The sequence below is a fragment of the Thermomonospora sp. CIF 1 genome (genome assembly GCF_001896795.1).
Taxonomy (GTDB): domain Bacteria; phylum Actinomycetota; class Actinomycetes; order Streptosporangiales; family Streptosporangiaceae; genus Thermomonospora; species Thermomonospora curvata.
Genome location: NZ_MOYN02000023.1, coordinates 60543 through 72918, shown reverse-complemented (window position 1 = coordinate 72918; position 12376 = coordinate 60543). Strand labels below are relative to the sequence as shown.

The window sequence follows — 12376 nt, the reverse complement described above, 5'->3', positions numbered from 1 at the left end:
GTGTGCGGCCACAGTGTGGACTTGCGTCTTCGGCGAAGGAAGCACACGGATGGACATGAGGGGAAACCCGGGCGGGGCGGCCGACCGCAGGACCGCTGAGGACACCACGCCGCTGGTGGTGCTGTGGGCCCGCCTCTGCGCCGTCCCGGCCCGGTGCGTGTTCCTGCCGTCGCGTCCGGACCGGATCGTCGATCCCATGATCAGGGCGCTGCAGCAGCTGCGCGCCTGGACGGGCATGGCCGTGCTGGTGGGGATCGCGCTGACCTACCAGTCGACGGACACCGACGCGGCGGTCAACCAGTGGCTGGAACAGCTCGTCGGGAACCTGATGCTCTCCATCATGCTGTGCCCGTTCGTCGTGCTCGCCTTCATCGCGGCCGCCCGGCCGCCGAACCGGCGGCTGTACCTGCGCCGGGCGGTGCGTCCGCTGCTGGCGATGCTGACGCTGCTCGCCACTCCGCTGATCATGGTGCCCCTCTCCTTGCTCGAGAAGACGGAGTACGAGAACCTGTGGTGGTTCCTGGCGGCGCTGAGCACGCTGCTGTTCTTCTTGTGGCTGCTGGGATTCGCCGCCTACGGCGGGTTCTTGGCGGTGACCCACGCCTTCCGCACCGCCGACATCCACGAACTGGTGCCCCCGCTGCTGACCACCGCCGTGACGTGGGCGATGGTGCCGGTGGAGCTGACCTCCGGCGGCTATCCGGGCGTCCCGGCCGTCCTGCAGGTGATGTTGCTGCTGGGCGGCCCATTGTCGGTCACGGGGATCGCCTGGCTGGAGGTCCGCAGGCTCCGCCGGCACTATGGCCTGACTTTTCGCGGCGCCCTGGGCCGCTGAGAGAGGGCGCCCTCCCGGCGTTCACCGGCGCCGGATCAACTCCGCGTCCGCCGGGGTTCGCGGCGGCGCGGCCCGGTCGTGGGGCGCGGTGCCGAGCGGGTTGGGGACCGGGATGTAACCGGCGGCGCGGTCGGCCGAACGGGACCAGCGGACCCGCAGGTTGGCCTTGGCCGGCAGCGGCACCCCCGCCAGCAGCGCCCGCAGCCGGGCGTCGCCGGGGCGGCCGCGGGCGTAGTCGGCGACGCACTCGCGCAGCACGCGCCACAGCTCGGCCTCCAGGCGGGGGTGCCGGTCGGCGACGGCGGCGGCGATCTCGGCCAGGTGGTTGACCAGCAGGCAGTACACCACCCGGTTCCAGCCCTGCTCGGCGCTGTAGGTCAGCGCCTCGCGGACCCGGCCGGGCAGGCCGGCCAGGGCGGCGTCCCAGCGGCCGGCCACCAGCTTGGTGCCCTCCAGGTCGCGGAAGGCCGCCTGCGTGGGCATGCCGGTCTCGTCCACGGCCACCACCACGTTCTGCAGGTGGGGTTCCAGCACCACCCCGTGGGTGAGGTAGGCGTCCAGGGCGGGCGGGGCCACCAGCGCCACATAGCGCGCCCACCACGCCAGCGCGCCGTCGGGGTCCGCCGTGCACGGCAGCGTCGCCACCGACACCGGGCCGGTGCCGTACGGGTCGGCCAGCACGGCGGCCACCAGCGGAGTGCCGGCCAGCGCCCGCACCCCGCCGCGCAGGATCACCCCCAGCCCTTCGTGCAGCCGCCGGTCGGCCAGATGGACGCTGCGGTAGGCCGGTTCGGGCAGCAGCCGGCAGCCGCCGAACCGCTCGCCCAGCTCGGCGAACACCGGGCGCAGCAGCCGGTCCAGCGTCACCGCGCCGGTCAGCTCGTACCAGGAGTTCTTGCGCACGCAGTTGGTGATGCGCATGTCCAGGCTGAACTTGCAGAACACGTCGGCGGCGGGCACGTACAGGGTGCGCACCGAGGAGGTCGGCACCGCCTCCGGCCCGCCCTGCCCCAGATCGACCAGCAGCCCCGACTCCAGCGCCCGGCGCAGCACCGGCCGGCCGGCCAGCAGCGAAAGCTGCCAGGGGTGGGCCGGGAGCAGCCGGTGCCCGGGCGGGGGAGGGGGCGCCAGCGCCTCCAGCGCGGCGAACCCGGCCGCATCCCCGCCCTCGGCGAACACCTCCTCCCGCACCGCCAGCCAGCGCAGCGGGAACCGGGCCCCGGCCTCGGGCGCGTACGGCAGCCACTCCTCCGGTTTGCCCTGGCGGGCCTTGGGCGAGGGGTGGAACCGGTGCCCGGCCACCAGCGACTGCTCCGAGGCCAGGTAGACCGCGCACCTGTCGTCCTCCGTCAGGGCGGGCCGGGAACCCCGGGCGAAGGGCCGCACGCCGTCGCGGTCCTCCGCCGGCCGGCGCGGCGGGGGAGGGGCGGCCGGGCCGCGGGCGGCCAGCAGCGCCGCCAAGGCGGTGTGGCTGGCGGTGACCTGCTCCACGAACTCCGGGTTGGCCTGGCCGGTGGCCAGCTCCAGCTCCCCGGCCACCAGCTCGGCCAGGCGGCGCCAGTCCACGGCGGCCCACTCCCCGGAGCCGGCGCGCAGCTCCTGGTAGGGGGCGGTCAGCCGGTAGGTGAACCCCAGCGGGGGACGGGCCAGCCGGGCGCGCAGCAGCACATCCAGGCGGGGCAGCCGGATCAGCAGGTGCCCCCCGCGGGGCCACACCTGGTGGTCGGGGGCGCAGACCTCCCGCACCAGGCAGTTGAACAGGGCGGTGGCCGTCGCGTCGTCGGCGGACAGGACGCGATCGGCAGAGCCGGTCGGCAGCACGAGTCAGTCCCGGAAGTAGCGAAGGTAGTTGGGCCCGTCGGGGCCGTAGTGCTTGTTGATGTCGCGGGCGCCGGTGCGGGCCTTGTCGACCAGCGTCCCGGCGGTCAGCATCGCCTTGGTGGGCAGGCGGTCGGCCTCCAGCGTGCGCGCGCGCAGGAAACGGTCGGCCGGGTGCGCGCCGAGCGCCGCCGCCAGCCGGTCCCGCACCAGCGCCAGCCCGGTGCGCAGCGGCAGCAGCCCCCGCTCGGCCAGCGCGAACGCCACCGCCCCGGCGCACAGGTGCACGGTGATGGTGATGAAGACCCGGGCCAGGGAGTGCGGGTCGCCGCCGGTCATCCGCTCATCGAGGAAACGGCAGGGGCCCATCTCGGCGGGCAGGGCCCGCGGGTCCACCAGCGTGCCGTCGTTGTCCTTCAGCAGCAGCCGGAGCGGCCCTGCGCCCAGGACGAGGGAGACGTTCTGCTGGTGGGCCTCCAACGCGATCCCGTACCGGAAGAGGGTCACGTTGATGGCGAACAGCGCATCCAGGTACTCGGCGAACAGCTCGGCCACGTCCCAGCGTTCGATGACCGCGCCGCCGTCGGGGTGCTCGGCCGTCAGCGCCGCCACCGGGATCACATGGGCGGCGGCGGTCTCGGGCGGGAAACGCCGCACCAGGTAGCCCAGCGTCGCCTCGCCCGCATGCCCGTAGGTCTGCTCGTCGGCCAGCAGCAGCGGCAACTGCGGCTCGCGGGCGTGCACCCGCCGCAGCAGCCGCTCGGCCAGCGCGCCGTCGTGCAGGGTCCTGGGGACGATCGTGCGGCGGTTGCGCAGCCCCAGCGTGCTCGTCGGCAGCGGCACCTTCAGATGCGACAGCCCGTCCACCACCACCGTCCTCATCGACAGCGTGGGACGCACCTCCAGGTAGGGCAGCGGGGCCGTTTCGTGGCCGCCGGTGAGCGGATGCAGCGGCAGCAGCTCGTGGGTGCCGGCCAGGTCCTCCGCCAGCCCGACGTCGGCCGGCCGCGGCCACCAGGCGGGGCGCTTTCCGGCCAGCGTCACCCGCTCGCGCGGCACCGCCGTCCAGCGCAGCGCGAACACCGGGCCGCACTCGGGCGCGTACCGCCGCAGGTCGTCGGGGCCGAGCCCGACGCGGCAGCGGCCGGTGGGGTAGACCGGGTGGTCGTTGAAGGCGGCCGGGATCTCATAGAACGTGCCGGGGCCCAGCGGCGAGGCCCCCCGCAGCCGCCGCAGCACCGCGGGCCGGATCTGCCGGTGCAGCAGCAGCGTGGCCAGGGCCTGGCGGCACTCCTGCTCGAAGGAGGCCACATCGTCGCGCGGGTCGGCCACGTGGCGGACCGCCGCCAGCACCTCCTCCAGGCGCAGCCCGGCGTCCGGGTCCACGCACGTCTCCGACAAGAATCCCGGCCACGGCCCGGACACCGGCCGGGCGAGGCGCTGCGGCGGGGAGAGCCGGGCGGCCCGCGCGTCGCGCTCCCCGGCGGCCGCCCGGGACGCGGGGACGGGCTCTTGCGCCGGGCGTGGCGCGGGAGCGTCCGCCGGCAGCCGCCGCAGCGGCACCACGGGACCTCCGGGCAGGCGCAGCACGCGGCCGTCCGCGAAACGGCGCAGGCCCCCGTAGTCCTCCTGCAGCAAGGCGTCCAGCACCCGCGCCGCCAGCAGGGACTCCACCAGGCGGGCATCGGCGGCGGTCATGAGATCTCCCAGTGCGGCCCGGCCTTGAAACGCGCCAGCGCCGCCTCGACCGCCGCCGCATCGGGGCCGATGGCCTGCACGGTGCCCAGGTAGTCGCGGTTGGTGCCGGTCAGCGTGATGGTGTCGCCCACGCGCCGGACGGGACGGTAGACCAGATCCACCTCGCCGTCGCGCCACCGGGTGAGGTCCGGGGCCGAGCGCAGCACTCCCGGCCGGTCGGCGAACACCGAGTCGATCACCGCGTGGCCGGCGGGGCGGGCGGGCGGTTCGCCCAGCGGCTCGCCCAGGTGGACGCGCAGCACCCGCTCGAACACCGGGATCTGCAGCAGGTCGGCCAGCAGGAAGTCGGCGTGGTCGCCGATGATCCGGTAGTTGACCTCGATGATGTGGGCGCGTCCCTCGTGCACCACGAACTCGGTGTGGCAGGCCCCGAACCCCACCCCCAGCGCTTTGAGCTGCGCGAGGATCTGCTCGCTCTCCGGCGGGACGGGGGCCCACTCCAGGCGTTCCTCGGCGAAGCGCGGCGGGGAGACCGTGGTGCGGAAGGAGCCCAGCACCTGCAGCCGTTCCCCGTCTCCGAGGGTTTCCAGGGTGTAGAGCCGGCCGGGCAGGTACTCCTCGGCCACCAGCGGGTCGTCCCGCCGCTTGCGGATCTCCGCGTAGCGGGCCTTCAGCTCCTCGGGGTCGCCGACCAGGAACACGTCCTCGCTGGCCACCCCCTCCCGGGGTTTGAGCACCAGCGGGTAGGGGCCCTCCGGCACGCCCTCGTCGGTGACCTGCACGCTGAACACCGGGTCGATCTCCGCCAGGTGGCGCCGCATCAGCGCCTTGTTCTTGGCGCGGGTGGCCGCCCGCCAGTCCTTGCCCGGCAGGCCCAGGTAGGCGGCCGTCAGCGCGGCGGGGGCCTGCAGGAAGTCGCTGTTGGAGAAGACCGCGTGCACCGGCTCATCCGACCGGCACAGCGCGTCCACCACCTCCCGGTAGTCGGTGACCCGGCAGCCGGTGACCGTCACGTCCGGGCCGTAGCGTCCCCGGTGGTCGGCGGGACGGTCGGTCAGCACGGTGACGCGCAGGCCGAGCCGGGCGGCGGCGGGCAGGAATCCGCAGGTGACCGAGTCGGTCACCTTGCCGGCGAGGATGACGAGATGGGGCCGGGTGTCCAAGGCTATGCCTTTCGTGTGAGGTAAGCCTTGCCTAACTCGCTGCTACCCTAGTGGCTGCCCGGCCCGAGCGCGGGAAGAAACCCACCTGTGTCGCCGGTTCCGAGGTGAAAAATTGCGCGCCTTCGGCCGGTCGGACCCTTTGATCCGCACGGCAGGATGGGCCTTATGGACGATCTTGTCGCGCGCTGGGTGGCGCTGGCCGGCGAAGAGACCCGCCGCATCGGAGCCGACCTGGCCGACCGCTACGGCGAAGAGCACCGCCGCTACCACACCCGCGAGCACCTGGTCGCGGTCCTGGACCTGGTGGACGAGCTGGCCGGCCACGCCGACGACCCCGACCTGGTCCGCCTGGCCGCCTGGTTCCACGACGCCGTCTACGACCCCCGGCGCGGCGACAACGAAGAACGCAGCGCGGTCAAGGCCGAACGGGTCCTGGCCGACACCGACCTGCCGCCGGAGGCCATCGCCGAGGTCGCCCGCCTGGTCCGCCTCACCGCCACCCACACCCCCGGCCCCGCCGACCGCAACGGGCAGGTCCTCTGCGACGCCGACCTGGCCATCCTGGGCGCCGACGCAGAGCGCTATGCCGCCTACGCCGCCGCCGTCCGCAGCGAGTACGCCTTCGTCCCCGAAGAGCACTTCAACGCCGCCCGCGCCGACATCCTGCGCTCCCTGCTGGCCAAGCCGACGATCTTTCACACCCCGCCGGCCCGGGAGCGCTTCGAACGCCGGGCCCGCCGCAACCTGCACCAGGAGCTCAGCCGGCTGGAGTCGGCCCTTGGGCGGTGAGCGGACGGCGGCGCTTGGGACGGCGCAGACCGGCCGCGGTGAGCCGGGCCAGCAGCTCCCGGCAGCCGACGGGGCGGGCGCCCAGCTCGATCGCGCGCCGGTACAGCTCTGAGGGCACGTCGTAGTGGTCGCGGTCGAACGCCCGCGGCGGCACCCCCAGCCGGGCGGCGAAGTCGTGCAGCTCCTCATAGGAGGAGTCGCTGACCATGTGCGACCACACGCGTCCACGGAACGGCCACAGCGGCGGATCGATCAGGATCAAGGCGGGCTCCCCGGCGACGGAACGTCGATCCTTTAGAGTGCCACGGAAAACGCCGCACGCGGCAGGGCGCACCGTGCGACCGCAGACGGGACGCCCGGCCGGAAGGGACCGCAGGTGATGCACGCTCCGCTGGAATGGCTGGCGCTGGCCCGCGGCGGCCTGGACCGGGTCGCCGACCGGCGCGAGGACGAGCGCTGGCTCGCCGGGCGGTGGGCCGATCCGGCCACCCGGGTGCTGGTGGTCGACCGCGGACGGGCCCTGGTGCGCGATGGGGAACGCCCGGAGCTGATCCTGCTGGCGCCGCAGGCCGCCCCCGAGGGCGAGCGGTACCTGCTCGGCGTCGACGACGAGCAGACCGCCTACTTCGCCGTCTGCGGCCCGCTGCCGGCGATCGAGGGCGCCCGGGCCGCCGGGCTGCGCGGGGTCGGCGCGGTGCTGGGGGACAGGGACTCGGCGCTGCTCACCCAGGCGGTCGCGCTGGCCAACTGGCACGCCACCCACACCCACTGCCCGCGCTGCGGAGCGCCCACCCGGCCGGCCAGAGCCGGTTACGCCCGCGTCTGCTCCGCCGACGGCTCTGAGCACTTCCCCCGGCTGGACCCGGCCGTGATCATGCTCGTCCGCGACGAGCACGACCGGCTGCTGCTGGGCCGCGCCCCCGCCTGGCCGGAGCCGATGATGTCGGTGCTGGCCGGTTTCGTGGAGCCCGGCGAGTCGCTGGAGCAGGCCGTGGCCCGCGAGGTCCGCGAGGAGGTCGGCCTGGCCGTCGGGGAGATCGCCTACCTGGGCAGCCAGCCCTGGCCGCTGCCGCAGAGCCTGATGCTGGGCTTCTTCTGCCGCACCGCCGACGGCGGGCGGCTGCGCCCGGACCCCGCGGAGATCGCCGAGGCCCGCTGGTTCACCCGCCCGCAGCTGCTGCGGGCCCTCGAAGAGAAAGAGATCATGCTGCCCGGCCGGGTCTCCATCGCCCGCCAGCTCATCGAACGCTGGTACGGCGGCCCGCTGCCGGACTCGTGGGAGCACCGCTGACGCCCGTACGGCGGCGCGCCCCCGCCCCGGGGAGGGCGCGCCGCCGGCCTCACTTGCCGGAGGCCGCCAGGGACTCCAGGTGCTGCTTGACCTTCTTGGCGGGCGGGTTGGTCATCACCGTGCCGTCGGGGAACAGCAGGGTCGGGACCGTCTGGTTGCCGCCGTTGACCCGCATCACGAACTCGGCGGCCTCCGGGTCGCGCTCGATGTCGACCTCGCGCAGGTAGATGCCTTCTCGGGCGAGCTGAGCCTTGAGCCGCCTGCAGAACCCGCACCAGGACGTGGTGTACATGGTCGGCCGTCCGTCCGGCGTGCTCGCGGGGTTCGCCATCGGTGCCCGGTCTCCTTCACTGTCGCGTGCGATGAACCTTTTTCAGCGCCCGCCCGGCGGCCGGGTCTTGCGCTGAAGACCGCCCGCGGGGCGTGCGCTGAAAAACGATTCAGCCTGTTCGGGCATTATCAACCGCCGTTGACCTCCGGACATTCCGCTCGGTGCGGTGCGCCGGTGGTGCGAGGATGGACCACTGGGAAGGAAACGGCCTCGGCTGACGAAGGTGACGGGCGGGTGAGCGATGAGCATGGAGGCCGATGAGGTCCTGGCGGGACTGGACCCCGAGCAGCGCGCCGTCGCCGAGGCGGTGCGCGGCCCGGTGTGCGTGCTGGCCGGCGCCGGCACCGGCAAGACCCGCGCCATCACCCACCGGATCGCCTACGCCGTCTTGACGGGGGTGGTGGCGCCGCAGCGGGTGCTGGCCGTGACGTTCACCACCCGCGCGGCCGGGGAGCTGCGCGGGCGGCTGCGGCAGCTGGGCGCCCCCGGCGTGCAGGCCCGCACCTTTCACGCCGCCGCGCTGCGCCAGCTCACCTACTTTTGGCCGAAGGTGATCGGCGGCGAGCCGCCCCGCGTCGTCGAATCCAAGATCGCCCTGGTCGCCGAGGCCGCCCGGGCCTGCCGGCTGTCGTACGGGCGCACCGAGCTGCGCGACATCGCCGCCGAGATCGAATGGGCCAAGGTCACCCAGCACCGCCCCGAGGACTACGTCGCCGGCGTCGAGCGGACCGGCCGCAAACCCCCCGCCGACGTGATCGACGTGGCCCGCGTCTACGCCGTGTACGAGCAGCTGCGCCGCGAGCGCAACCTGCTGGACTTCGAGGGCATCCTGGAGCTGACCGCCGCGATGCTCACCGAGTACCCCGAGGTCGCCCGGCAGGTCCACGACCAGTACCGCTACTTCGTGGTGGACGAGTACCAGGACGTCAACCCGCTGCAGAAACTGCTGCTGGACGCCTGGCTGGGCGGCCGCGAGGAGCTGTGCGTGGTCGGCGACCCCAACCAGACCATTTACTCCTTCACCGGCGCCACCCCCCAATACCTGCTGGACTTCACCCGCGAGCATCCCGGCGCCCGGGTCATCAAGCTGGTGCGGGACTACCGCTCCAGCCCGCAGGTCGTCCGCCTGGCCAACGGGGTGATCGGGGCGGCGCGCGGGCGGACCGCCCGCCGCCACAGGCTGGAGCTGGTCTCCCAGCGCCCCGACGGGCCCGAGCCGGTGTTCATCGAGTACGACGACGAGATCGCCGAGGCCGACGACATCGCCCGCCGCGCCCGCAAACTGATCGACGAGGGCGTGCCCGCCTCTCAGATCGCCGTGCTGTACCGCATCAACGCCCAGTCGGAGAACTTCGAGGCGGCGTTCGCGGCGGCCGGGGTGCCGGTGGTGCTGCACGGCGCCGAGCGGTTCTTCGAACGCCAGGAGGTCCGCGAGGCGGTGATGCGGCTGCGCGGCGCGGCCCGCGCCGGGGCCGACGCCGAGACCGACGGGATGGGCCTGGTGGCCACCGTCCGGCACGTGCTGGCCGGGGTCGGCTTCACCGAGCAGCCGCCGCAGGGAATCGGCGCCGCCCGCGCCCGCTGGGAGTCGCTGTCGGCGCTGGTCCGCCTCGCCGAGGACGTCGCCGCCGCCGACCCCGATGCCGCGCTGCCGCAGTTCGTGGCCGAACTGGAGGAACGGGCCGCCCTGCAGCACGCCCCCACCATGGAGGGCGTCACGCTGGCCAGCCTGCACGCGGCCAAGGGCCTGGAGTGGGACGCGGTGTTCCTGGCCGGGCTGACCGAGGGCACGCTGCCGATCGTCTACGCCGAGACCGCCGAGCAGATCGAAGAGGAACGGCGGCTGCTGTATGTGGGCATCACCCGCGCCCGCGAGCACCTGACGCTGTCGTGGGCGCTCTCCCGCGCCCCCGGCGGGCGCAAGAACCGCAGCCCGTCCCGTTTCCTGGAGGGCCTGCGGCCGCAGACCTTTGGCCCGCCGGCCGCGCCGGCGAGCCGTCCCCGCCGCCGTGCCGGCAAGGGGCCGCTGCCGTGCCGGGTATGCGGCCGTCCGCTCACCGCCGCGCTGGAACGCAAGCTCGGCCGCTGCCAGGACTGCCCCTCGGCCGTCGACGAGGAGCTGCTGGAGGCGCTCAAGCGGTGGCGCGCCGCGCTCGCCGAAGAACAGGGAATCCCGCCGTATGTGGTATTCACCGACGTGACGCTGCAGGCCATCGCCGAGCAGCGCCCGGAAACGCCGCAGCAGCTGGCCCGGATATCCGGGGTCGGCGCCACCAAGCTGATCCGCTACGGCGACGCGGTACTGGCGTTGTGCCGGGGTGAGACCCCGGCCACACCGCCCGGCCTGACAGACTGACCGCCTTGACGTCATCCACCGCACGACGGGGGACGCCACCGCTCGCCCGCACCATAAGGACGCAGAAAGATCCGCGGCGCATCGGCCCGGCGACCGGCCGGACGGATCCCGCGCACTTTCGCCGCCTTCCCGGCGTCACATCCGAGGCGGCGCGCCCGCACGCAGGGCGGTGGCCTTCCCCCGTTCGTCGGCCGGCATCGAATCCGTAGGTGACACGTGAAAGAGTCGTTGAAGGAACTGCTGGACCTGCTCGACCTGGAGCAGATCGAAAACGACATTTTCCGTGGGCGGAGCCCACAGGAACGCCGCCAGCGCGTGTTCGGCGGGCAGGTGGCCGGTCAAGCGCTGGTCGCCGCGGGCCGCACCGTGCAGGTCAACCGGGTGGTGCATTCGCTGCACGCCTATTTCATCCGGCCGGGTGACCCGCTGGTGCCGATTGTCTACACCGTGGACCGGGTGCGCGATGGACGCTCCTTCACCACCCGGCGGGTGACGGCCATCCAGCACGGCCGGGCCATTTTCACGTTGTCGGCGTCTTTTCAAGTGCCCGAGGAAGGGCCGGAGCACCTGGCGCCCATGCCCGAGGCGCCCCACCCGGAGACCCTGCCCACCGGCAAGGAGCGGCTGACGGCGCTGTGGGGCGAGGAGGCCGCCGAGAAACTCACCCGCCGCAATCCTTTCGACGTACGGCACGTCACCCCGATGACCTGGGAGGCCGCCAGGGACCCGAAACTGGCGACCGACCGGTCCCTGGTGTGGCTGAAAGTGGACGGCGAACTGCCCGACGACCCGATGCTGCACCTGTGCCTGATGACCTACGCCTCGGACCTGACGCTGCTGGACACCGTGCTGCTGCGGCACGGCCTGGCCTGGGGTGACAGCAGGACCATCGGGGCCAGCCTGGACCACGCCATGTGGTTCCACGGGCCGTTCCGCGCCGACGAATGGCTGCTGTACGCCCAGGACACCCCGTTCGCCGGCGGCGCCCGCGGATTGGCGCGCGGCCAGGTCTTCACCGCCGACGGGCGGTTGGTGGTGTCGGTGATGCAGGAAGGGATGGTCCGGGTCTCAGACGCCTCCAAAGCCCCGGAAGTTGGGTGAAGTCTCCCACAAAACCGCAGGTCAAAAATGCCTTGATTGATTTCGGGCGGCGAACGTAGTCTGCTGCCCGAGCAATCAAACGTCCGAGCGCTCGTGCGCGAGGCCCAAGAAGCCAGGAAGGTGGTGTGCAGTCCGGTGATCAGCATGACGCGCAAATCGCAGCCGGTCCGGACCGCGCCGCGTCCTGGCTGGAGCGACTTTGCGCATGAGTCCTCCGCGCTGATGCCCCCGTCGCTGCCCGAGTTCGTCTCCATCGAACGCGGCGACAAGGGCGCCGATCAGCCCTACGCCAGGAAGCGGCAGGTCTACGGCGGTCTTGCGCCGCTGTGCGACGTGCGGCTGCAGCAGGTTGTCGGCGAGCGTCAGGGGTGGAGTGTCTTCGGCGAAGGCACCGCCGCTGAACTGATCGCCCTTACGGCCCGCATGGGCGCCGCCGATGGCGGCGTGCCGGGTCCGTATTCCTGGAGGCAACCGGTTTAAACGACCGGCATGGCCCCCAGGCCGCGGATCCAGGCACCGGATCCGCGGCCTCTTCGTTTCTGGCCGCAAGTCCCGTCGAACGACCCGTTGAGAACCAACGAGAGGAACCAGGGTGACTGCGATGCAGGGGGCTCTCGCCATGAGCGACGAGGACCTCACGCTTCCGTGCCGGACCGAGCCTGAGCTGTTCTTCGCCGAGGCTCCCGCCGACATCGAGCTGGCCAAGGCGCTGTGCCGGGACTGCCCGATCCGCAAGGCCTGCCTGGCCGGCGCCATCGAGCGCCGCGAGCCGTGGGGCGTGTGGGGCGGCGAGCTGTTCGTCAAGGGCGAGATCGTGGCCCGCAAGCGTCCTCGTGGCCGTCCCCGCAAGAACGCCGAGGTGACCGTCTGACGGTCGCCGGTGCGGGGACGGGCCGGTGAACGACCGCCGCGGCCCCGGAAGCGGGGCCGCGGCCACCACCCCGAGAGGTTCCGCCGGAACGTGCCCAGGTCCGTGCCGGCGCGCCTTTCGCGA

General features: G+C 73.2%; 12 protein-coding genes. 7 read left to right on the top strand and 5 right to left on the bottom strand.

Going from position 1 to position 12376, the window contains the following annotated elements:
* Window positions 1-49 precede the first annotated feature (49 nt).
* Window positions 50-835 carry a hypothetical protein gene (locus BUE48_RS18650; RefSeq protein WP_012854068.1) on the top strand — a complete coding sequence of 262 codons (786 nt, stop codon included), beginning with the start codon at window positions 50-52 and terminating at the stop codon, window positions 833-835.
* A 21-nt stretch (window positions 836-856) separates the two neighbouring features.
* Here BUE48_RS18650 and BUE48_RS18645 read toward each other — a convergent pair whose 3' ends face one another.
* From BUE48_RS18645 to BUE48_RS18635, 3 genes are read right to left on the bottom strand one after another with little or no spacing between them, the layout of a single operon-like run.
* Window positions 857-2656 (bottom strand): IucA/IucC family protein, encoded by a 1800-nt coding sequence (locus BUE48_RS18645; RefSeq protein WP_286990640.1) that lies wholly within the window; start codon window positions 2654-2656, stop codon window positions 857-859.
* Window positions 2657-2659: 3 nt separating this feature from the next.
* Window positions 2660-4351: an IucA/IucC family protein gene (locus BUE48_RS18640; RefSeq protein WP_286990639.1), complete on the bottom strand. Its 1692-nt coding sequence runs from the start codon at window positions 4349-4351 to the stop codon at window positions 2660-2662.
* Window positions 4348-5514 carry an ATP-grasp domain-containing protein gene (locus tag BUE48_RS18635; RefSeq protein WP_012854065.1) on the bottom strand — a complete coding sequence of 389 codons (1167 nt, stop codon included), beginning with the start codon at window positions 5512-5514 and terminating at the stop codon, window positions 4348-4350. Before BUE48_RS18635 ends, BUE48_RS18640 begins: the two co-directional genes overlap by 4 nt.
* 165 nt (window positions 5515-5679) lie before the next feature.
* Here BUE48_RS18635 and BUE48_RS18630 point away from each other — a divergent pair, with 165 nt between their 5' ends.
* Complete coding sequence (locus tag BUE48_RS18630; RefSeq protein ID WP_012854064.1) at window positions 5680-6303, top strand: HD domain-containing protein; 624 nt, start codon at window positions 5680-5682, stop codon at window positions 6301-6303.
* Here BUE48_RS18630 and BUE48_RS18625 read toward each other — a convergent pair.
* The gene (locus BUE48_RS18625; RefSeq protein WP_012854063.1) at window positions 6272-6565 is read right to left on the bottom strand and encodes a DUF4031 domain-containing protein; all 294 of its coding nucleotides are present in this window, start codon (window positions 6563-6565) and stop codon (window positions 6272-6274) included. The genes BUE48_RS18630 and BUE48_RS18625 overlap by 32 nt on opposite strands.
* A gap of 117 nt (window positions 6566-6682) precedes the next feature.
* On the opposite strand from BUE48_RS18625, the gene nudC reads away from it, so the two are divergent.
* Window positions 6683-7594, top strand: coding sequence for an NAD(+) diphosphatase (gene nudC, locus BUE48_RS18620; RefSeq protein ID WP_286990638.1), 912 nt, complete (start codon window positions 6683-6685; stop codon window positions 7592-7594).
* 49 nt (window positions 7595-7643) lie between these two features.
* Here nudC and BUE48_RS18615 read toward each other — a convergent pair whose 3' ends face one another.
* A complete protein-coding gene (locus BUE48_RS18615; RefSeq protein WP_012854061.1) occupies window positions 7644-7925 on the bottom strand; it encodes a mycoredoxin in 282 nt (93 codons plus the stop codon).
* A gap of 247 nt (window positions 7926-8172) precedes the next feature.
* Here BUE48_RS18615 and BUE48_RS18610 point away from each other — a divergent pair, with 247 nt between their 5' ends.
* The 4 genes from BUE48_RS18610 (at window position 8173) to BUE48_RS18595 (ending at window position 12253) form a co-directional block, all read left to right on the top strand.
* Window positions 8173-10281 (top strand): ATP-dependent helicase, encoded by a 2109-nt coding sequence (locus tag BUE48_RS18610; RefSeq protein WP_012854060.1) that lies wholly within the window; start codon window positions 8173-8175, stop codon window positions 10279-10281.
* 216 nt (window positions 10282-10497) lie between these two features.
* A complete protein-coding gene (locus tag BUE48_RS18605) occupies window positions 10498-11382 on the top strand; it encodes an acyl-CoA thioesterase (protein ID WP_012854059.1) in 885 nt (294 codons plus the stop codon).
* 36 nt (window positions 11383-11418) lie between these two features.
* Entirely contained in the window at window positions 11419-11862 is a 444-nt protein-coding gene (locus tag BUE48_RS18600; RefSeq protein ID WP_286990637.1) for a hypothetical protein, read from the top strand.
* 121 nt (window positions 11863-11983) lie between these two features.
* On the top strand, window positions 11984-12253 hold the full coding sequence (locus BUE48_RS18595; protein ID WP_041440054.1) for a WhiB family transcriptional regulator: 270 nt from the start codon (window positions 11984-11986) through the stop codon (window positions 12251-12253).
* The last annotated feature ends 123 nt before the right edge of the window (window positions 12254-12376 follow it).

Excerpts from the sequence above, each read along its gene's own strand:
- BUE48_RS18650 (WP_012854068.1), top strand. The coding sequence starts at position 50 with ATGGACATGAGGGGAAACCCGGGCGGGGCGGCCGACCGCAGGACCGCT.
- BUE48_RS18640 (WP_286990639.1), bottom strand. The coding sequence starts at position 4,351 with ATGACCGCCGCCGATGCCCGCCTGGTGGAGTCCCTGCTGGCGGCGCGG.
- BUE48_RS18630 (WP_012854064.1), top strand. The coding sequence starts at position 5,680 with ATGGACGATCTTGTCGCGCGCTGGGTGGCGCTGGCCGGCGAAGAGACC.
- nudC (WP_286990638.1), top strand. The coding sequence starts at position 6,683 with ATGCACGCTCCGCTGGAATGGCTGGCGCTGGCCCGCGGCGGCCTGGAC.
- BUE48_RS18615 (WP_012854061.1), bottom strand. The coding sequence starts at position 7,925 with ATGGCGAACCCCGCGAGCACGCCGGACGGACGGCCGACCATGTACACC.
- BUE48_RS18610 (WP_012854060.1), top strand. The coding sequence starts at position 8,173 with ATGGAGGCCGATGAGGTCCTGGCGGGACTGGACCCCGAGCAGCGCGCC.
- BUE48_RS18595 (WP_041440054.1), top strand. The coding sequence starts at position 11,984 with ATGCAGGGGGCTCTCGCCATGAGCGACGAGGACCTCACGCTTCCGTGC.